At 67.9% G+C, this 19,104-nt stretch carries 18 protein-coding genes; 10 read left to right on the forward strand and 8 right to left on the reverse strand.

The window, feature by feature from the left end; all coding sequences use genetic code 11:
• A partial coding sequence (locus GA0070616_RS28410) for a DUF6545 domain-containing protein (protein WP_217628167.1) occupies positions 1-210 on the forward strand: 210 nt, incomplete at its 5' end.
• A 661-nt stretch (positions 211-871) separates the two neighbouring features.
• Here GA0070616_RS28410 and GA0070616_RS00165 read toward each other — a convergent pair.
• Complete coding sequence (locus GA0070616_RS00165; RefSeq protein WP_245712573.1) at positions 872-1,237, reverse strand: helix-turn-helix domain-containing protein; 366 nt, start codon at positions 1,235-1,237, stop codon at positions 872-874.
• 478 nt (positions 1,238-1,715) lie between these two features.
• Here GA0070616_RS00165 and GA0070616_RS00170 point away from each other — a divergent pair, with 478 nt between their 5' ends.
• On the forward strand, positions 1,716-2,048 hold the full coding sequence (locus tag GA0070616_RS00170; RefSeq protein WP_139128795.1) for a hypothetical protein: 333 nt from the start codon (positions 1,716-1,718) through the stop codon (positions 2,046-2,048).
• A gap of 356 nt (positions 2,049-2,404) precedes the next feature.
• On the opposite strand, the gene GA0070616_RS00175 is transcribed toward GA0070616_RS00170, so the two are convergent.
• Entirely contained in the window at positions 2,405-3,169 is a 765-nt protein-coding gene (locus GA0070616_RS00175) for a hypothetical protein (RefSeq protein WP_091074628.1), read from the reverse strand.
• A gap of 254 nt (positions 3,170-3,423) precedes the next feature.
• Between GA0070616_RS00175 and GA0070616_RS00180 the strand changes: the two genes are divergently transcribed.
• Positions 3,424-4,266: a carbon-nitrogen hydrolase family protein gene (locus GA0070616_RS00180; protein ID WP_091074630.1), complete on the forward strand. Its 843-nt coding sequence runs from the start codon at positions 3,424-3,426 to the stop codon at positions 4,264-4,266.
• A 187-nt stretch (positions 4,267-4,453) separates the two neighbouring features.
• Here GA0070616_RS00180 and GA0070616_RS00185 read toward each other — a convergent pair whose 3' ends face one another.
• The 4 genes from GA0070616_RS00185 to GA0070616_RS27860 form a co-directional block, all read right to left on the reverse strand.
• Entirely contained in the window at positions 4,454-5,539 is a 1,086-nt protein-coding gene (locus GA0070616_RS00185; protein ID WP_139128796.1) for a hypothetical protein, read from the reverse strand.
• Positions 5,540-5,547: 8 nt separating this feature from the next.
• On the reverse strand, positions 5,548-5,739 hold the full coding sequence (locus GA0070616_RS27365; protein WP_139128797.1) for a hypothetical protein: 192 nt from the start codon (positions 5,737-5,739) through the stop codon (positions 5,548-5,550).
• Positions 5,740-6,044: 305 nt separating this feature from the next.
• On the reverse strand, positions 6,045-7,331 hold the full coding sequence (locus GA0070616_RS00190) for a hypothetical protein (protein WP_091074634.1): 1,287 nt from the start codon (positions 7,329-7,331) through the stop codon (positions 6,045-6,047).
• 151 nt (positions 7,332-7,482) lie between these two features.
• A complete protein-coding gene (locus GA0070616_RS27860; protein WP_175439917.1) occupies positions 7,483-9,378 on the reverse strand; it encodes a hypothetical protein in 1,896 nt (631 codons plus the stop codon).
• Between the two features lie 577 nt (positions 9,379-9,955).
• Here GA0070616_RS27860 and GA0070616_RS28415 point away from each other — a divergent pair.
• The 7 genes from GA0070616_RS28415 to GA0070616_RS00230 all read left to right on the forward strand — a co-directional run bounded on the left by GA0070616_RS28415 (position 9,956) and on the right by GA0070616_RS00230 (position 17,060).
• On the forward strand, positions 9,956-10,348 hold the full coding sequence (locus GA0070616_RS28415; protein ID WP_217628168.1) for a DUF6283 family protein: 393 nt from the start codon (positions 9,956-9,958) through the stop codon (positions 10,346-10,348).
• Positions 10,345-11,133: a hypothetical protein gene (locus GA0070616_RS00205; RefSeq protein ID WP_091074638.1), complete on the forward strand. Its 789-nt coding sequence runs from the start codon at positions 10,345-10,347 to the stop codon at positions 11,131-11,133. The genes GA0070616_RS28415 and GA0070616_RS00205 overlap by 4 nt, the downstream gene beginning before the upstream one ends.
• A complete protein-coding gene (locus GA0070616_RS00210) occupies positions 11,130-12,449 on the forward strand; it encodes a site-specific integrase (RefSeq protein WP_245712574.1) in 1,320 nt (439 codons plus the stop codon). The genes GA0070616_RS00205 and GA0070616_RS00210 overlap by 4 nt, the downstream gene beginning before the upstream one ends.
• A gap of 108 nt (positions 12,450-12,557) precedes the next feature.
• On the forward strand, positions 12,558-12,875 hold the full coding sequence (locus GA0070616_RS00215; protein WP_091074640.1) for a hypothetical protein: 318 nt from the start codon (positions 12,558-12,560) through the stop codon (positions 12,873-12,875).
• 158 nt (positions 12,876-13,033) lie between these two features.
• The gene (locus GA0070616_RS00220) at positions 13,034-16,315 is read left to right on the forward strand and encodes a type ISP restriction/modification enzyme (RefSeq protein WP_091074642.1); all 3,282 of its coding nucleotides are present in this window, start codon (positions 13,034-13,036) and stop codon (positions 16,313-16,315) included.
• A 158-nt stretch (positions 16,316-16,473) separates the two neighbouring features.
• Entirely contained in the window at positions 16,474-16,665 is a 192-nt protein-coding gene (locus GA0070616_RS00225) for a hypothetical protein (RefSeq protein WP_091074808.1), read from the forward strand.
• Positions 16,662-17,060, forward strand: a complete 399-nt coding sequence (locus GA0070616_RS00230; RefSeq protein ID WP_091074644.1) for a hypothetical protein — start codon at positions 16,662-16,664, stop codon at positions 17,058-17,060. Before GA0070616_RS00225 ends, GA0070616_RS00230 begins: the two co-directional genes overlap by 4 nt.
• A 28-nt stretch (positions 17,061-17,088) precedes the next feature.
• On the opposite strand, the gene GA0070616_RS27375 is transcribed toward GA0070616_RS00230, so the two are convergent.
• Positions 17,089-18,429, reverse strand: a complete 1,341-nt coding sequence (locus tag GA0070616_RS27375; RefSeq protein ID WP_139128798.1) for a hypothetical protein — start codon at positions 18,427-18,429, stop codon at positions 17,089-17,091.
• A gap of 197 nt (positions 18,430-18,626) precedes the next feature.
• Positions 18,627-19,031, reverse strand: coding sequence for a hypothetical protein (locus GA0070616_RS27380; RefSeq protein WP_139128799.1), 405 nt, complete (start codon positions 19,029-19,031; stop codon positions 18,627-18,629).
• Positions 19,032-19,104 lie beyond the last annotated feature (73 nt).

Below are 19,104 nucleotides of genomic sequence, written 5' to 3' on the forward strand. Positions count from 1 at the left end.
GTCGAGATCCTGGACGGGATCCTTGCGCTTCGCCCCTACAGAGACCCGGATGCTGAGCAGCGGCTACGAGCGCAGTTGGGGGAGCAGTCGATCGAGGCGGACCAAGTAGACGCAAGGGTGGAGGCCGCGATGATCGAGCATGCACTCAACGCCCGGCGTCTGGGACAACCTGCCGGCCGACCGCATCCGGTGCCACCCAAGTATCGGTGAGAAGATGTAGCCTGGTTGTGCACCTTGAGCAGGGAGTTTGCTCGTCTTCAGACACGTAATGCAGAGGGCCGGTGAGAGCTTTGATCTTGCCTACTCTCCGTCGGATCACCACGCCGATATCAAACCGCCTCGCCGCTCGCAAAGGTTCTGGGCGTTGTGCCAAGTCGCCTAAATCGACTGCGCGGTCTAAGCTTCGCGAGCTGAACCTTGAACTGCCTTCGCCATTCTCAGCTGACGCTCTATGCGCCGCCGTTAGCCGGCAACGCAACCGCCTATCGTCATTCTTGAGGTCGACCGCCTTGATGCTACCGGGCCTTGTGGGCTTTGGGTGGAGACGGACACCGTCGACTACGTCATGGTAGCCAAAGCGGCAACGAAGACGCACCGCGATCACATAGTGCTGCACGAGCTGGGTCACCTCGTCTACGACCACCAAGGCGTCTTGGGGCGGGAAAGCCTGCATCTCAGCTTCCCAAACCTGAGTCCAGCAGTCGTTCGCCGTGCCCTAGGCCGGGGATCCTATGATGCCCATGAGGAGCGCGAAGCGGAGGTTTTCGCCTCTGTTGTTATGGAGCAAGTAACTCGTGAGCAGGAGGGTCGAGCCGTCGGCCACGATCGCGAGGTGCTTGCTAGCCTCCGCGACATCTTCGAGTAGGCCGAATCAGTTTCCGGACTCTCGATCCGTCGGTCGCCGGGGAGAGGTGTCGAGCCCTTCGATAGCGCGAACATGCTCCACAATGTCGGCGATATGACTCAGACTCTTCGGCGATAGGCCGCCCAGCCGTGTTGCGACTCGGGTAACCCCTGCGTCAGCAAGCAGTTTGACTAGGGCCAGTTCGTCAGCGATGGCGCGCGATTTCGCGTCGTCGAAAAAGTAGGCCGGTGAGACGTCGAAGAAGCTCGCCAGAGATTCCAGGTGACGTTTTGTCGGGTTGTCGCGCTCGCCGCGTCGCAGCATCCACAGGTAACTTGCGGAGATCGTTGAGTTCCCTGCCCGACTTCGCCATCGCCGCAGCAACTTCTTCATTGCTGTGGGGCGTGCCATCCGGTCGACGAATCGTGTCAAACAGGTTATTGATCTTATCGGCTAGCGACCACCTCGATCGATCCACGCTAGCCTCTACGCCTTCGCCTGGCTCGCTCGCGGCCATCGTTCCCCCAGCTTCCCGCGACAACCGGCGTGGATCCGGTGTGGTTTGACCATCACATCAGTTGAATCCGTAGCTTACCTGAGCTTAGACTCAGGCGGGCCATCGCTCAACTAGCGTGAAGGGGCGGAGCGTGACCTTCACAGGGGTAACGGGGGTGGAGGGGCGCGATGAGAGGCGACCGCGGTGCGGCGGTCCCTCCATCGTGCCCCTCTAACCGTTGCGCCATGTTGCCGCCAGCCCGCCTCTTGGCATCCGTACACCAACTTCGACCAGCTCAGACCTCATGGCTGGTGCAAAGGAAGCTACAGGACCGACCCATATCGAAGCTAGGGCATGACTACGGGGTAGACGACCATGTCCAGGACCAGTTACGCAATAGCCCAGCAGTGCCATCCAGACAACGAAGTCACGGCTGTGGGGGCCTACGACCCGGACGAGTTGGTGGCCGTGCCTGCATGGACCGTGAAGGTCGCCCGAGGCTTGGCCGCAACCCTCGCTCACTGCGCCGACCTGCAGAAGACCATCGACTTTGGACAGCAGCCCGATGTCGACAGCATCGTCGAGGCAGCTACCGCCTTTAACCCTCTTCCCGAGCATGAAGACATCGGCTCAACACAACAGCTCGCTGAGCTGCTCCAGGAGACCGCCCAAGTCCTGAGTGAATCGCTACAAAACGGTCAAGATTGAGGTACCCGATCCTGCCACCGCAAGGACACGGGTTAACGCCGGGTGGTGAGCGACCGGCTCTGGCACCAAGAGCATGAGCAGCATCTGGCGACGAGCTGCGGGCGGGTCTGCTGGGCACACATTCATACCCGTCCGCTAGGCGATCGCGGCCCATGAGCGGCAACCGCGAGCACCAGATGTATTAGGGACCCGGCCGACGATGCGCCGGGATTGATGCCGGCGGCATCACCTACCGTTGTATGGGGGCGCACCGCCCGCTGCAGGGCGGGGGTGGCGAGGCTGGCAGTCGGAGGTCGTCCGGTGACGGCTCCGTCTGGTGTACCGGGGCCGGGTGCCCCCTCGGGGCGGCCGATTCGTTATCGGCGACCTCGTTCGGCGTCGTGCTGGCTGACCCGGTTGATGTAGGCGGCGAGCGCCGTAGCGATGTCGGAAGCAGTGACTTTCTCGCCGTCGGCGTTGATGCCATAGGTTTCGGAGAACCAACGCGGGTCGTCAGGGGCCATCCTCGCGTAGGTGCCGAGGAAGCCAGCGGGCTCCTGGTACAGCGAGATGACAGTCCCGTGCGGCCACCGCCGCTCCCAGCGTACGTAGCGCCTCGCGTACTTGGGGTTCGGCGTACGCCGCACCGGCGGGTAGGGCGTCCAACCGTGGTCGAGCAAGGCCTGCGCGACCCCGGCGACGTGCTCCCGGCCGGGGGCCGAGGTTCGGTCTTCGAGCTCGCTGATCAGCGCGTTCAGCGTGCCCGGTGCCGCCGGTTGCTGCACCACAGTGGTGCGCCGACCGGTGGCGCTGGCCACGATCTCGACATCCTGGTGGTCATACGCTCCACGCACTGCTGATGGTGATGCCTCCATTTCAGCGGCCAGCGCCTCCTGCGTATACGGGCGCGGGCTGACGAACTCGCGGGCATAGGCAACCAACAGCCGGATGCGCTCCTCGGCTGCGGCCTTGACACGCTGCTGCTCGCCTAGGGCGAACAGCAGCGGATCGTAGTCGTGTGTGGTCCACACTTCGCGCAGTCGCCGCACGGTGTCGGCTCGGCATGTCAGCACCTCCTTCAGCTGCCGCTCGTAGAGGTCGGTTTCGTGGTCGTCAGCGTGGGCAGGCAGGGGGCGAGGCAAGGGTGGAGCAGGGCGGCGATGTCATCGGTGAGATCAGGCATACCCTTACAGTAGGCAAGTAGCTGCATAGTATGCAAGGGTCTGTCATGTGTGCGCCTGATGCCGGCAGCATCGGTTAGCCAGCGAGCCCAACTGGGGGCTACTGCCGGTACGGCGCCAAGGATCGGCGTATGTTCGAGACGATCGTGCAACCGCCGCCGTAGCGCTGTGGGTGCGCTTGGCGGCGTCGGGTGGTAGTGGGCAGTGTGGCACTCGTGGATGCCATAACGATCGCCGTTGCTCAACCGATGGTGACTTGCGAGCCCGCTGCGAACGGATCAATTACGCGCGTACTCATGCGCGAGGCGCATGAGCGGGGAGCACGCCTGCTGCATTTTCCCGAGGGAGCACTCACCGGCTACGCCGGGCAGGCGAAGGGGCACTTTGCCGGCTGGGCCATCGACTGGACGCCCGTACGGGCGCAGCTCGACGAGATCGCTGAACTCGCGGGTGAGCTCAATCTATGGGTCGTACTGGGCGGCAACCACCGCCTGACTGGCTCCCATCGCCCGCACAACAGCCTGTATGTGATCTCCAACCGGGGAGAGATCGTTGATCGTTACGACAAGCGGTACCTCTCCCACGCCGAGGTGACCGATTTCTATTCGCCCGGCTTCGAGCCGGTGGTCATCGATGTGCCCGGCTTCCGTTTCGGCTTGGCGCTCTGTATCGAGATCAATTTTGCGGAGGTGTTCCTCGACTACCTGCATCGTGACGTGGACTGCGTGCTGCTTTCCTCCTTCTCCCAGGACCCGGTGTTCGGCGTGATCGCCCAGGGTTACGCCGCAGGCAACTGTCAGTGGATCAGCGTTTCGGTGCCCGCCCAGTGCAGCCTGGCCATGCCAAGCGGAGTCGTGGGCCCGGACGGCACCTGGCTAGGGCGGTGCGCCTCCGACGGTCGCAGTGGATTGGTGTGTGTCGACCTTGACCGGCATGCGCCGGAGCTGAATGTGGCTCTTAAGGCCGCCCGACCCTGGCGCGCCACCGCCCGCGCCGGGGTGATCTACGAACAGCGCCGCGTGCAGGACCCGCGCAGCAGCGATCGCACAGCGTCGTAGTTGTCCCGCGAGCCCTCGCATGGCAAGCCTTCTGTTGCCCTGGATGGCGGTTGCCTTGGGGCTCGTGCGCGCACGGGACGCGGCGTCGCTTGGCCGCGTCGAGGGCCGTCTGGGTGACGCCGACGGCGCGGGCCAGCTTTCCGGTCTAGTCGATGCCGCCGACCGCCGCTGGGCTGGCGAGGCCGGCCTAAAGCGCGCTGAACGCGCGGGCCTCGTCGACGGCGGCTTGGCCCTTTTCGCGTCGTAGCTGGTCCTCGTCAGTCGGGGCGGTGAGGACCTGGTGGATGGCGTCCAGCGCGGGCCGGTCCAGCGCGGTGTCGTTGACGGTGAACAGGGCAGGCATGACCTGTCGGTTCGCCCATCGGTTGTCCCGGTCGCCGACCTTGCCTGTGCGGAAGTTGCGCCGAGGGTCGCGTGCCCGGTCGACCAGCCGGAAGCGGTGTAGCAGCTCGGTTGCCCTCCACGTTGCGCGAGCGAGCCGGAAGCGTTCCTCCCGGTGGTCGGCGCGCAGGTAGACGCCCTGCTGCTGATGTCGGGCGGGAAACTGGTCGCGCAGCATGGCCAGGGCGAGGTACGCGGCGAGCTCGGTGTCGGTAAGGGCGAATACCCAGAGGTTGGTGAAGAACGCCGGCGCGATCCGGAACGCCGTCCGCGGCTCGGGCACGACGTATCGGGGGTGTTCCTCTGCGGTGCTCGACTCGGCGTGCAGCTGCCAGCTCGCTCCGTTGGCGTCGGGGTCGTAGCGACGGCGCGCTCCGTCGGGACGCTGGCGGGGCAGCTGCAGCAGGTGCTCGTCCTCCAGGGCGCGCATCGCCTCGGTGATCTGGCGGGCGCGCAGGGCGGCCGCCGTGCGGGCGGTGCCGGTGGTCGGCAGTGTCTCGGAGAGGACGAGCTGCCGCCACGGCTCGTACTCCTCAGCCGGACTCCCGCTGATCCAGCGCACGTTGCGGACGGTGTCGCTCGGCCCGCATCGGCATTGCGCGTCGAACAGCATCAGCAGGAACAGGCGCAGCTGCAACCCGCGGGACTTGATCAGCCGGGACATCGCGGGCGCCGGCCCGTCGGCCGGCTGCACCACGAACGACTTCCGGATGTAGATCCACTCCGGCTGCCGGCCGGGCCCGTTGTCACCCTTGCGGCCGCCGTGCTGCCACAGGTGCCGCAGGTTCGCCCGAACCGCTGTGGCCAGCGGTCGGGTCGGGTCGACGTCGTATGCCTCGCGCAGTGCCTTGACCAAGCCCGCCCGGGCTCGGTCGCCGGTAGACAGCTCCACCGGCACGGTCACCGCTCGCCTCGCAGCGCGGTGACGTACCGGGTCAGCGAGGCGAGCACGCGCAGGCAGTGGCGGCGGGTGGCGGGTCGACGAGCGGTGAGGGCGGCCAGCGCGACCAGGACGACGCCGATCGTCACCGTGGCCACAGGCAAGGCGAAGACGATCACGCTCCACCCGAGCTGGTCAGCGAGTTCATTCATGTGCGACGCTCCAACTGGTACGGCAAGGGGTCCGCCCCTCGGTGCTTACCAGGGCGATCGGGGGACGGGCCCCTCATCTGTCTCGCGCCGGGCGGCGCGACGAGGCCCAGGATGGCTGACTTTTCGCCCACTGTCGCGCCCGTGATCTTGGGGCGCTTCTCCCCTCAGCAACCACAAAGTCGTACCGGAGGACCAAGGAGTTTGTGGTCGTTGAGAGGTCGCCGCTGGAAGGGGGAAAATTATCCCGCGCGGCCATCGGCGTGGCGGTCGAGCCTGTGACGCGCAGCGCCGACGCGAGCTGACTCTCAGCCCGTCTGATCGGGCAGGTAGCCGTGCTGACGGAGGACCCGCTCGAAGAAGCAGGTGACCGTGGCCCGGGCAGCGTCGGCGTCACGGAACTCATATCCGCCGAAGCGGACCACGTCGTACCCGGCGAGCTGGAGGTCGCGGTCTTCGGCGACCATCTCGGCGTACAGCCGTGGGCTGGCCAGGTCACCCTCGGCATAGTGCTGCTTGCCGTCGATCTCGATGACCAGGCGTCGCTGGTCGCGCAGGAGCATGAGGAAGTCCATGCGCTGTCGAGCGAGCGGGCCGGGCGCATGTCGTTGCGCCCGGGTGCGGGGGTCGTAGTGGAGGTAGACCTGCGGAATGAGGGCGGGTAGGCCGAAACCGTGCTCCTTGAGCAGCGCCGCGTAGGTCTGGAACATGAGGTACTCGGGTCCTCGGCCCGCCGACGGGTCGCGGTCCCGGTCGAGGGAGAGCACCAGGCGGGCGTGCAGGCCGTTCGCGGCGTCGCGTTCGCTCACGCCGGGATGCCCCCGGGTCTGCCGCCACCAGTCGACCAGGTCCGCCCAGCTGAGCCCGGCGGCGGGAAGCGGGCGGTCGTACACCAGGCAGAACTGCCCGTTCTTGGTGATCTGGATCGTGTTGCTGACCGCGTCGACCAGCACCAGCTCCGGCTTGGGACCGTCGGCGGCGAAGATCAGGTTCTTGAAGGTGGAGCGGACACCACCGCGGCGGGCGCCCGCCAGTTGCAGCAGACCCCACAGGTGCGGCAGGTAGTAGACCTCCACCACCCGAGTGCCGAGCTCGGCGAGCTGCTCGTCGGTCAACGTCTGGATCCGGGCCCGGACGTAGCCGCGCTTGCTGTAGTGCGCGTCCTCGATCTCGCCGTCGGCCAGTCCGAACGACCGGCACACCGTGGGCAGGTCGTAGGACTTGACCTGGTGCAGGGCTTCCGCGATGGCCTCGCGCAGCTGGATAGACGTGGCCCCCCGGGTGCCCGCCTCCACGCGGGCCATCGGGTCCACGAGCATCGGGGCGATCGTCACCTCGTGCTGGCCGACACCGATCCGCAGCTTGTCGAACTGCGCACCGATCGCCCGCAGGTCCGCCGGCTCGAACAACGCCATGAACATCGGCCGCACCCGCAGCACCACCGTTGCCGGGGCCAGCCAGGCCGCGGACGGCGACGGAATGGTCTCGGCGGCCTGCACCAGGGACACCAGGTTGGCTGCCCGCTGGTGGCCGGCCTCCACCAGCAGCTCCGACACCGTCGACAGCTCACTGTCGAGCTTCCAGTCCCTGTTCATCGGCCAGGCCCCTCCGGCATGCCGGTCACTGTAGGCGTGGTGCCGGACACCCTTCCCGCACACCGTTGCGTGCGCGCTGCCTGCGCCAGCGTGGCGTCTGCTGGTACTGATGCTGGCGGCATCACCTGCGGTGTCACGGTCGCGACCACCGTCATCGCGACGGGCGCGGGCGTCGCCGGTCCAGGGCCGGCTGATCGTCGCGGGCCCACCGCTGGACGTCGGCCCACGACAGGCGCAGCGCGCCCTGGCTGGTGACGATCTGCTGCCAGAGCTGACTGTGCGGGCGGCCCCGGTGGTCGTCGGGTTGAGCGGATAGCCGCTGGATCCAGCTCTCTTGGGCGGCGGCCGTCCAGTCGCCCAGCGCGCACCGCACGAGGGCTTGGTACAGCACGGCCGGGGAGTTGCCGTCGTAGCCGAAGGTGTATCGCGGCTCGTCGCCGGGATTGGGCACCGGCTGCGGCGCCAGCAGCGTCCCGTCGGGGCCGGGGGTCAGGGCGAACAGGCCGGTGGCGGAGTAGGTCTTGTCGGCGGCGATGACGGTCTGCGTTGTCCAGCCGGCCGGTGGCATGCTGGTGGGCCATTCGATGAGCAGGTGGTCGGCGATGCCCCCAACACCGGCGGTGAGGTGCGCGACGAGGCGTCCCTCGGGGTCGCGGTAGAGGTCGACCAGGCGCTCGCGGGCGCGGTCGAGCATCTGGTGGTGGGCGATGGCGGTGTCGGTGGCGTCCTCGGTGAGCAGGCGGACCAGCCGGCGGGTGGGACGAGCTGGGTCGCCGTGCGCGTCGGCCGGGGTCAGCCGGGTGAGGTGGCGGCGGTATTCGTCGTGGATCGGCCCGTGGGCGTCGGGCCAGCTGTAGGTGACGCAGAAGGTGTAGACCCGCTCGGGATGGGTGGTGGCGAGCTCGCCGCGTAGCAGCAGGATCGCCTGGCGCAGCGCGTCGCCGTACGGGTCGCCGGGCCGCCACGGCCTGTCGGCCTCGACCTGCGCGAGCCGGTCGAGTTCGTCGGCGGCGGCCTCGGGGTCGAGGTCGCGGCCGGCGGCGACGGCGGCGCGCTGCTCGGCCACGGCGGGCCAGGTGGGTGGCTGGGGTGCGGCCGCAAGGTACCAGCCGTCGCCGGTGCTCGGGTGGGTCAGCGCGGTGCTCACGTCGCGGTGTACGGCGCGCGTCTCCCGGGCCAGTAGGGCGAAGGCCTGCGGGTAGCTGGTGTGCATGGAGTGCTCCAGCGCCGCGGTGAGCCGGGCGATGGCGGCGGGCCACTCGGTGATGGTGTCGGGGATGGACACCGGGCGCGGCTGGTCGAGCAGCCGGACGGTCCGCATCAGCTCCGGGGTGGTGGTGCCGGCCCACCACAGCGGCAGGGGCCGGCCCAGCACCCGGGCGGCTTCGGAGGCGAACACGGAGCCGGCGTACTCCGGTGCATCCGGGCGGCGCTGCCGGCCGATGACGGGTTGCCGCATGGCGGCCACCGGCTCGCGCTGGGGCAGGAAGCGGCGCAGCATCGCGGGCAGCGCGGCCGGCGCGGGATCCGGCGCGGGGTCGGGCTGTTCCGGCATCCGCCACAGCTCCAGGTGCGGGTACGGCCCGTCCGGGCGCGGATCGAGCAGGAAGGGCTGCACGACGACGGCGCCGGGGCGGCGGTCCGGGTCGAGTCGCGCGATGGCGGCCTCGGCGATGGTGTCGCGGCTGACGTCCTGCCCGACGTAGCCGACGGCGTAGACGACCGGCTGGCCGGCGCCGTCGAAGATGGTCACCGCCGCGGTGTGCCCGCGTGGCAGGTCGATGTCCCCTGACCAGATCACCTCGGCGGGCTCGGTCGCGTCGGGCCAGCCGAACGGCCACACCGCGTCGTCGGGCACCGCCCGGCCGGTGGCGCGCAGCCACCGATCGATGGTCGCGGTGCTCCACACCTCGGCGCCGTCGGGATCGGCGCCGTCGGGTGCCGGCAGGCGCCGCTCGCCGTGCAGCTTGCGCAGCCGCTGGGCGCTCATCCGCGCCCGCCGGGCGAACTGCGCGAGGGTGTGCGGGCGAGACCGTGTCACTGTCATGTCCAAACCTCTCTGTTGCGTGAACGGTAACAGTCCCGTTCGGACACGACACCATCGCAATACCGGCGAGTCATCACGGTGATGCTGTCGGCATCACTCGTAGCGCGAGGATCGACGGTCGACGGGCCCGCCGACGCCCGTCGGAGTTAGGTCCGAGAACGGAACATTCCCGGACCTTACTTCCGGGTAGGCGCGTGCCCCTGCTTCCAGAGCAGCCCCAACCTGTTCCATCGGGGGCTGAGACAGGTTGCGGGGAGTGCAACCAGCAGGGGTGCGAGGCTGGATCAGCCCGTTAGGCAAACGCTGCCCACAATCGGCAACCTGTGGGCCTAGGCCTGATGGTATGGACTCCAACCGTCGCGGGGCACAGATTGACGGCTCCCGCGGACTGTCCAGCGTGGGCTAGGGTCCCAATATGCCCCCACAGGAACTATGGACCTCGGCTGTGGCATCAGTCCCACCGTCAGGGCTGGCCCCCGCGGTGGTGCCAGCCCTCGATGGCGACGACCGATCTGTTGGTCGACCGAAAGCCCCGGGATCGGTTGTGTCCCGGGTGGGCGAGGTCGATCGGTTACAGATGTGCGCCCGGCCGTGTGGTCCCTGCCCCTGGCGGCGGGACAACGCGGACCGCAAGCGGTACGGCAACCTGCCGGAGTACGCCGCCGGAACCATTCCCGGTGAGCCGGGGTTTGGCGAGCCCGTCGACGGCGACCCGCAAGCGGCGTTGGGGACGCGGTTCGCCTGCCACCACGTCTCCTCGGGCAATCCGCACGTGTGCGCCGGGCACGTCGCGGTGGTCGGCCGGGAGCACCCGCTGGTCCGCTTCGGCGTCATCCTTGGTCTGATCGATCCGGCAGCCCTCAAGCCCGGTGAGGACTGGCCGCCGTTGTTCGACAGCTACCAGGAGATGATGACTGCGGTGGGCCCGGATGCCCCGCTGCCACCCGGAACGGAGCTGGTGCAGCGATGAAGCTGGTAGCGAGCACGGGCACCGTCGCTCGTCCCTCAACGGTGGACTACCGGAGGCGGTTCACCCTGCCCACGACGCTGGCTGATGCCGCCGGCATCACCCCGGGCCCGGTGGTCGTGCTGCGCGGGGAGCGGCCCGGCGAGCTGCTGGTGACCACACCCGGTGCGGCCCTGGCCCGGGTGCGCGCCGCCTTGGCCGCCACCGTCGCCGCGCACGGCGTGCACGGCTCGCTGCGGGCCGCGCTGGTCGACGGGCTCGGCCGGGCCGCGCACGGTCCGGCAGCCGGCGTCCCGGTCGACCTGCCGGCCGAGGGCTGGATCGTCTGCGACGCGGCGCCGCTGGTGGCGCTGCTCGACGGCGACCCGGACGCCGAGGCCCTGGTGCCGCTGCTGCCCCGGACCGTCATCACCGATGCGGCCGAGAACGACCTGTTCATGGTGCTGCTCGCCGCCGGCCTGGCGGCGGCCGACACGATTGGCGGACAGATCGACGGCCACGAGCAGGTGATGGACGTCCTGACCGCCCTCGGGCTGCGGACCGCCGGTCTCGACACCGAGTGGGCACCGGTCCGCACACGCGAGTTCGCGCTGCGCACCGCCGATGCCGGGCTGACCGACGCCGAGCGGGCAACGATCGCGCTGGCCGCGCACCTCGGCGTGCCGGCGCTGCTCGGCCGACCGGTCGGCGAGTTGCCCGGTGCGGCAGGCGGCGTCTCGCTGGTCGACTACCGAGACCTGGCTCCGACGCCGGCCACCGATACCCCGGCCGTGGTCACGCCGGCGTGACCGAATCCACCGCCACGGCGGCTGACCCGGCCGGTCCGCTCCCGGCCGCGCCGCCGGCTCCCCGGGAACCGGTCGCCGCGGCACCCGCCGCGCTGGCCCAGGGCGGACCCGGTCCGGGCACCGGGGCGACGGGGGAGGTGCTGCACGGCGAGCTGGTCGCCGTGCGGACCGGCGGCGTCCTGGCCGCCGGTCCGGGACCGGCCCGCCTCGACGTCGAGCGGTGGCTGGCCGACCACAGGCCCCGGGACGGCGCCGACCTCGCTCGGCTCCGCGACCTGGCCGACGACGTGGCCATGTACGCGCAGGCGTCCCGCGCGCCTGCCACCATGCGCAAGTACGACAGCGGGTGGGCCGCGTTCACCGATTGGTGCGCCGAGTTCGGGTTCGAGGCCGGGCCACCGGCCGCCGTGGAGGTGGTCGCGCTCTACCTGGCTCAGATGGGTCGGGACCGTCTTGCCATCTCCACCATGGATGGTCGGCTCGCCGCGATCCGCGACCGGCACCTCGAAGCCGGGCTGCTGCCCCCGACCGACGATCTGCGGCTGCGCCGCGTCCGCGACGGGGTACGGCGGGTGCGTGGACGGCCTACCGAAGGCGTCGATGCGATCGGCCTGCCTCTGCTCGCCGCGATGCTGGCCAGCCTGCCTGCCGGCCCGGCCCCGGGCGCGGACACACCCCTGGCTGACCGGCGGACGCACCTCGCCGCGCTGCGTGACCGCTGCCTCCTCACAGTCGGCTACCTGGCGGCGCTGCGCCGGGAGGAGCTGGCCGGGCTGCCCGTCGATCACCTGGAGCTGCGCCCGGAAGGGCTACGGCTGTTGGTCGCCCGGTCGAAGGCCGACCAGCACGCGAGCGGGCGTCGGATCGATCTACCGTGGGCGCCGGAATCGGTCGCATGGCTGTGTCCGGTGCGCGCGGCGCTCGCATGGCTGGATGTCTCCGGCCGCCGGCAGTACCTGCACCGGCCCGGCCGCGTCCGCACCGGCGCGGTGCCGCTGCTGTCCGGCATCACCGTCGGCGCTCGGTTACGCCGCACTGCGATAACCGACCGGCACGTGGCCCGGGTCGTCAAAGCCACCGCCGAGGCTGCCGGACAGCTTGCCGAGGTCGTCGACCAACTCGCTGGCCATTCGCTGCGGGCTGGGTTCGCCACTGCCGCCGAGGCCGCAGGCGCCCCTCGACCGGTTATCGCCCGTGTCCTCGGCCACGGCAGTGGCACCACCGACCGCTACATCCGCCACACCTGGGACGGCCAGGCGCAGCGCGCTGTGTATGGGTGGGCTGCGGCGACCATCGGCCCGCCACACGGAAGCTGACCGGCGATGCCGCCGGCATCACCCGCGAGGACACTGTCGGGGTCGATCCCGACAACACGAACGCCCATCCCGACAACACTCCGATACCCCATCACCTCGGAGGCACCGATGGAGCCCAGCCCGCACCGCGACAACGGCCCGTATGCATCGCATGCGCAAGCGCGCATGCAGTTCGCTGCCATTGCTCACGGCATCCCGACGCGGTCATCCGATGACCTTGCCGGTGTCTCGGCGATGGTCCTGGCGGAGGCACTGCTAATCGGCGGGGTCGAGACCAGCGACTACGAACAGCGCACCCGTGAGGCTATCGCCCGGAAGGTCGACCCCGAGTCGGCCCAGGTCATCGCCGGGTGGATCATCCGTGCCCGCCTGGCTGCCACCCAGCCGACTTCACCGGTCGCTACGGCCCCACCGGTCCAGACCTGACGGCGTCCTGACGGCCCAGCATGCATCCGAGGTCGAGCAGGGTGCAGTGGCCCTGGCGACCCGACCGGTGGATGGCGGGCTGGAGGCCGCGTTCTGTTGATCCATTAGTGTCTCAGGGTGTCTGCAAGGGGTGGACGTACCTCGGGGAGGGCCATGCGATGACGCACACCACAGAGGCATGGCTCAGTTCGGCCGTGGCTGACTTCGGCCGGGACTGCAAGGATGCGCTGGCCGGCCCGGGTGAGCCTGAGGCGGCTATCCGTCCGCCGATCGAGCGGCTGCTACGCGCCTTCTGCGATCATCTCGGCGCGGTCATGGCCTACTACCCGGAGGCTGCCCTCGATGACCTGAAGGTTCGGCCTGACTACGCGATCCGGATCGACGGGGCGATTACCGGCTACCTGGAGGTTAAGAAGCCCAGCACGGACATCGACCCGGCCGCTTTCCGCGGGCACAACCGCACCCAGTGGGAACGGTTGAAGGACCTGCCGAACCTGCTGTACACCAACGGCGGCTCGTGGATGCTCTACCGCGACGGCGAGCAGGTCGGCGATACCGTCCACCTCGACAGATCCTTCGCCACCGCCGGCAGCCTGCTGACCGTCCGCGACGGCCGCTTCGAGCAGCTGCTACGCAACTTTCTGACCTGGAAGCCTGCGCCGATCCGGTCCGTGCAGCAGCTCGTCCGGGCGATCGCACCGCTGTGCCGTCTGCTCAGGCAAGAGGTCCTCGACCAGCTCGACCGCGAAGCAACAGCGATCCGCGCCGGGCAGGCCGAGGGAGAGCAGCCCTTTACTGGTCTGGCCAAGGACTGGCGGCGCCTGCTGTTCCCCACGGCGGACAACAGTGTGTTCGCCGACGGCTATGCCCAGGCGGTCACTTTCGCTCTGCTCCTCGCCCGCTCCGAGAACATTCCGCTGGCCGATGGCAACCTGCACGAGGTGGGCCGCAAGCTCGGCAACACTCACTCGGTCATGGGTAAGGCCTTGCAACTGCTCACTGACAGTGTCTCCGACCGGTTCCGGGTCTCCCTCGACCTGCTCGTCCGGGTCGTCGACGCGGTGAAGTGGGATCGCATCCGTGCTGGCCGCGCCGACGCCTACCTGCACCTGTACGAAGACTTCCTTGAGGTATACGACGACGACCTACGCAAAGCCTCCGGCACCTACTACACCCCGACGCAGGTCGTCACCGAGATGGCCCGCCTGGTCGAAGACGTCCTACGCACCCGGCTTGGCTGTGCCGACGGGTTCTGGTCCCCGCAGGTTGTCACCGTCGACCCGGCTATGGGCACCGGCACGTTCCTGCACGCGATCATCAAAAGGGTCGCCGAGCAGGTCACCGACGCCGAGGGCCCGGGCGCGGTACCGCAGGCCATCGAGCAGCTCGCCACGCGGCTGATCGGCTTCGAGTTGCAGATGGGTCCGTACGCCGTCGCCGAGCTGCGCCAGTCCGACATGCTGCGCAAGTACGCGGCCTCGCTCCCGGCCGGTGGTCAGCACTTGTACGTCACCGACACCCTCGACGACCCGTACGCCGAGGAACAGCTGATTGCCTCCACCTACGCGCCGCTGTCACGGTCCCGTCGCCGGGCGAACAAGATCAAGGCAGATCAGCCGGTCACGGTGGTCATCGGTAACCCGCCCTACCGCGAACGGGCCGAAGGACTCGGCGGCTGGGTCGAGAACGGCTCACCACACACGCCGGCCCCGTTGAACGGCTTCCGGCTGGCCGGCAACGGCCGCACCGAGTACGTGCTCAAGAACCTCTACGTCTACTTCTGGCGATGGGCCACGTGGAAGGCCTTCGATGCCCACCCTGGACAGGGGCAAGGTGTCGTCGCGTTCATCACCACCGCCGGCTACCTACGAGGTCCCGGTTTCAAGGGCTTCCGCAAGTACCTGCGGGAGACCTGCGACGAGGGTTGGATCATCGATGTCTCCCCGGAAGGCATGCGCCCCGACGTGGCCACCCGCGTCTTCCCCGGCGTCCAGCAGCCACTGGCCATCGGCATCTTCGTCCGTCGCCCCGACACCGACCGCGAGCAACCCGCCCGGATCTGGTACACCGCCCTCCATGGCCGCCGCCAGGCCAAGTACAACCAGCTCCAGAACTTGACGCTCGACGGCGACGGGTGGCGACGAGCACGCACGGACTGGACCGCCCCGCTTACCCCAGCAGCCGAGTCTGCCTGGGACGACTACCCGGCCCTGGGCGACCTACTCCCATGGGCCGTGCCCGGAGTCAAGCCCAATCGCACCTGGGTCTATGCGCCGCATCCGAGCGTGCTCCAAGACCGGTGGTCAGGGCTTAAGAGCGCTAGCAACCGTGATGAGCGCAAGGAGCTGATGAAGGAGACGCGTGACCGCACGATCGATACAAGGGTCGAGCCACTCCCTGGCTTTGAGTCTCACCAGAAGACCCTTGCCGAAGATCAGAGCGAGTGCCGCCCGCCAGTGCGAGTCGCGTTCCGCAGCTTGGACCGACAGTGGATCATTCCGGACAGCCGCCTCATCGACTTCTCGCGCCCGGATCTCTGGCGAGCAGTCGACGCCGGCCAGGTCTTCATCAGTGAGCTTCATTCGGCACCGCTGACCAGCGGGCCTGCAATCACCTTCGCGGCGCTGGTCCCGGACATGCACCATTTCAAGGGGTCGGAGGGCGGCCGTGTGCTTCCGATGCGGCACTCGGGCGGCGTGCCCAATGTGCCGCCGCTGCTGCTTACCTCGCTCAGCGGCCGGCTCGGGTGTGCGGTGTCGGTCGAAGACCTGGTCGCATACATCGCCGGCACTGCGGCACACCGCGCGTTCACCCCACGGTTCGCCGAGGAACTGGTCACGCCCGGCATTCGGGTGCCCCTCACCGCAGATCCCCAACTGTGGGCCGAGGCCGTCGCCGTCGGCCAGCAGGTTATCTGGCTGCACACCTACGGCGAAGCCTTCACCGACCCGACATCCGAGCGCCCAAGGAAGAACATCCGCTACCCAGCCGACGATCCCCGACGCCCGCTAAACACCACCGCGATCGCCGTCGACTCGGTGCCCGACACGATCAGCCACAACCCCACAACCGAGACCCTGCACGTCGGAACCGGCTCGTTCGCGCCAGTCCCCGCCGCCGTCTGGGAATACGACGTCGGCGGGATGCAGGTAATCAAGAAGTGGTTCTCCTACCGAAAGGCCAACCCCGGTGGGCGCCGATCCAGCCCGCTCGATGCGATCCATGTCGACCGCTGGCCGCACGAGTGGACTGCGGAACTCAACGACCTGCTGACCGTGCTCCGCCGCCTTGCCGACCTAGAGCCACACCAGGAGGATCTACTCGACCGCATCGTCGCCGGCCCACAGATCACCGTCGCCGACCTGACCGCAGCCGGCGTCTTCCCCGTCCCCGACCTCGCCCGCAGAGCCCACCGCCACGCACCCGGCTTGTTCTCCTGAACCGCTCATTGGCTCCGGCTTCACGGGCGAGGCAAAAAACAGGGCATTAAGGATACTTCGTAACCGTACGTATCGAGGAGAGAAGCTGACCACCCGCTGGCGCCAAAGATCCCCCCGTGCTGCCTGCCCGCATGCAGGGTGAGCTGTATCATGACCGCATGACGAACCCTGAGCCCCCCGGCGTGCATGACGACACGACGGCGCAGCTCGCCTCGGTCGGCATCCCGGTGACCGAGGCAGGCAAGGAGCGTGCCCGGAGGCGGCTTTCTGAGGCTGCGGCTCGCCGCACGCCTGAGCTGCGGGCAACGTGGCGTAGGCAGCTCGGCGTCGATCCTCAGCGCGCTGCGTGAGCGATCAATCCCGTCCGGTTCGCCTGGTTCTGGACACCTCGGCGATCGTTGCTTTCACGGATGGCTCGGTTCCGGTGGGCGAACTGATCGCCGAGGTGGATGACGAGGAAGGGCTCACCGGCCTGCCCGTGCTGTGTCTGGCGGAGGCGAGCCGACTGGCCCGTGATGAAGCCCGCCTTACTCTGCTGGCGAACCATTCGGCGACGGTGCTGCTCGATCTGCCGGCGGAAGAGTGGCGCTCCCTTGGCACGTCCACCCATGAGGTCATCGGTCGAGCAGATGCGGCGTCAGCGGTGTTGGCTGCGGTGTGGCACGACTGCGATGTGTTGACGGCGGTTCCTGCATTGTACGCAGGGCTCGACGAGGGCGGTCCCATATTGCCCATTGAAGAGTGAGTTATGCTGCCGGCATCACCTCGACGAATTAGCCGCCGAGCGCCCTTCCCTCGGTAGCGATGTTCCTGTTATTGGCGTCGAGCTTACGCATTTCAGCAGAGCGGTCCTCACTCTCTACGCGAGAACGGGCCAAACGGGTGGTTTCCTCTCTGTGTTGCCGAGCAGGTTGATCGACCGCCTTGGCGTCAATAGCTGGTGTAGCGGCAATGCGCCGCAGTCTCGCTCTCACGTCATTCCGTCCAGCTTGATTGCTGGGATCCGCCTCGTGCAAACCCGGCATTGGCGCTACGCCGGCCTCCGCAGCAAGAGCCATCGAGTGTTTCCGTAGCTGGCTAGCCGCCAGCGCAAGGTCAAAGCCTTTTCCTTGGTAGACGCTTGCCTGGGACCAGCCACTTCGTCGGATCATTTCAACGGCACCGGTCGGAAGTTGTTCGTACAGTTGGCCGCGATGAAGTGCCACACGGGCACCGCGGTTGACCAGTGTCGCGATGTCAGGCAGTCGGGCTGTCAGGTCCTGTCCCAGGCCCTTCCAGACGGCGACGTCGATGCCGCGCCGCAGGTCGGACCAGCGTCGCCAACTCCCGTCATCCCGGACCTGGCCGCGCAGCCACTCCTCTGCCCTCGCGAGGATGGCGGGCCCGGTCCCGGGCTCAGGCCTGCCCAGGCTGTGAAGTTGATCGGCGGCGCGTGCGGTGCGACGCCATGTGGCCGCGAGCTGCGTCGTGGTGGTTGACCGGACGAGGTGTGTGATGCCTGCGGCGTCTGATCCGACGCCGATGAGGTAGTCGGCTTCATAGGTGAGAGCCATGGCCGTTCGCGCCAGCGTTCGTAAGTCGCTTGCGGTAAGGGCGGTGCGGTTCTGCACGAGCCAGGTCCGGGCGGCGTCAAGGGTTTCGATGAACTCCCGTGGGGTCTGGATGGTGTTCCACCGCTCGGCGTCGCTCACCAAAGGAGGGGGCCCCATTTGCTGAAGGCTGGACGTCGTCGCTGCGGTGGGCCGTGGTATTGCCGAGGTGGCGGCATGTTGCAGTGCGCTGAATGTACCCTCCGCGTCGATGACGGCCTTCTCGATTATTGGTAGGCTCACTTCTGCGGAAGATTTACGAAGCCATTGGGCCAGCGGGCCGTCTGATTCACTTGCCGCTTTGGCGAGCTGTGCTAGCGCCCCGATATTTTGATAGCGCTCGACGCCTGCCTTGATGGCAAATCCTTCGGATGATACGGGTTCGCCTGTGATCGGATGAAAATGCGAGTTGAGCACATCGCTTGCGGCCCTGATGGCGTGCGCTGCTTCCTGATATGCCTGAGCAACGGGATGTGCCGAGGGCTGCTGCAAGGGAGCGGTCAGTCGGCTTTCGCCGGTGGCCATTCGTAGTTGCTGTGGGAACTCTGCCCTGTACTCAGGTCCTCCGAGGCGATCAACTTGCCTTTCGATCGCCCGGTAGAGGTTGGTGCGGGCTATAGCGACCGCTAGGCAGTCTGCGGTGGTCGCCCTTGGTGGGTCGCGAAGCAGCGCCTGAGCCCGCGCTACAGCCGAGGCAGTTTGCTCTAAGAGCTCGCCGTAGGTCACCGCAGCTCCTGTAGCGCTCTATCTAGGTGAGTCGCGACCGAGGACCACACCAGTCGTCGCCACGGGGAGTGGGATTCCGACGTGGCAGCGGTCGCGGCCAGCGTTGCCAGGCCAGCGACCAGGTCCGCTGCTGGCGCGCGAGCCTCGTCGGGTTCGAGCGCACCGGGTACCGGACCGCCGACCGCCACCAGGTCATCTGGCAGTTCGCGGGTCAGCCGATCGTAAGAGTCGTGAATAGCCAGGCCAGCGAAGGTCCACTTGTCGCTGTGGACCTCGTCGCGGTCCGCGGCTTCCATGCACACGTTGTACGACAGCAGTAAAGCGGATTGGAATTCTGCATCGTCGGGGGATTCGACCGTAGCGATGACGCTTAAGCTTTCCGCAATCAAGTCATTTAACACCCCTATATTATCCGCCGAGACAGAAGTCTTATCAAGGGAAGTAATCTGCCTGTGGATAACTACTGCCCGTTCA

It is taken from the genome of Micromonospora nigra (assembly GCF_900091585.1).
GTDB classification, from domain to species: Bacteria; Actinomycetota; Actinomycetes; order Mycobacteriales; family Micromonosporaceae; genus Micromonospora; species Micromonospora nigra.

Bases quoted from the DNA above. Each gene is read 5' to 3' on its own strand.
- GA0070616_RS27375 (WP_139128798.1), bottom strand. From the start codon at position 18,429: ATGGCCACCGGCGAAAGCCGACTGACCGCTCCCTTGCAGCAGCCCTCG.
- GA0070616_RS00220 (WP_091074642.1), top strand. From the start codon at position 13,034: ATGACGCACACCACAGAGGCATGGCTCAGTTCGGCCGTGGCTGACTTC.
- GA0070616_RS00170 (WP_139128795.1), top strand. From the start codon at position 1,716: ATGTCCAGGACCAGTTACGCAATAGCCCAGCAGTGCCATCCAGACAAC.
- GA0070616_RS27860 (WP_175439917.1), bottom strand. From the start codon at position 9,378: ATGACAGTGACACGGTCTCGCCCGCACACCCTCGCGCAGTTCGCCCGG.
- GA0070616_RS00205 (WP_091074638.1), top strand. From the start codon at position 10,345: ATGAAGCTGGTAGCGAGCACGGGCACCGTCGCTCGTCCCTCAACGGTG.
- GA0070616_RS00225 (WP_091074808.1), top strand. From the start codon at position 16,474: ATGACGAACCCTGAGCCCCCCGGCGTGCATGACGACACGACGGCGCAG.
- GA0070616_RS00190 (WP_091074634.1), bottom strand. From the start codon at position 7,331: ATGAACAGGGACTGGAAGCTCGACAGTGAGCTGTCGACGGTGTCGGAG.
- GA0070616_RS28415 (WP_217628168.1), top strand. From the start codon at position 9,956: ATGTGCGCCCGGCCGTGTGGTCCCTGCCCCTGGCGGCGGGACAACGCG.
- GA0070616_RS00215 (WP_091074640.1), top strand. From the start codon at position 12,558: ATGGAGCCCAGCCCGCACCGCGACAACGGCCCGTATGCATCGCATGCG.
- GA0070616_RS27365 (WP_139128797.1), bottom strand. From the start codon at position 5,739: ATGAATGAACTCGCTGACCAGCTCGGGTGGAGCGTGATCGTCTTCGCC.
- GA0070616_RS00165 (WP_245712573.1), bottom strand. From the start codon at position 1,237: ATGAAGAAGTTGCTGCGGCGATGGCGAAGTCGGGCAGGGAACTCAACG.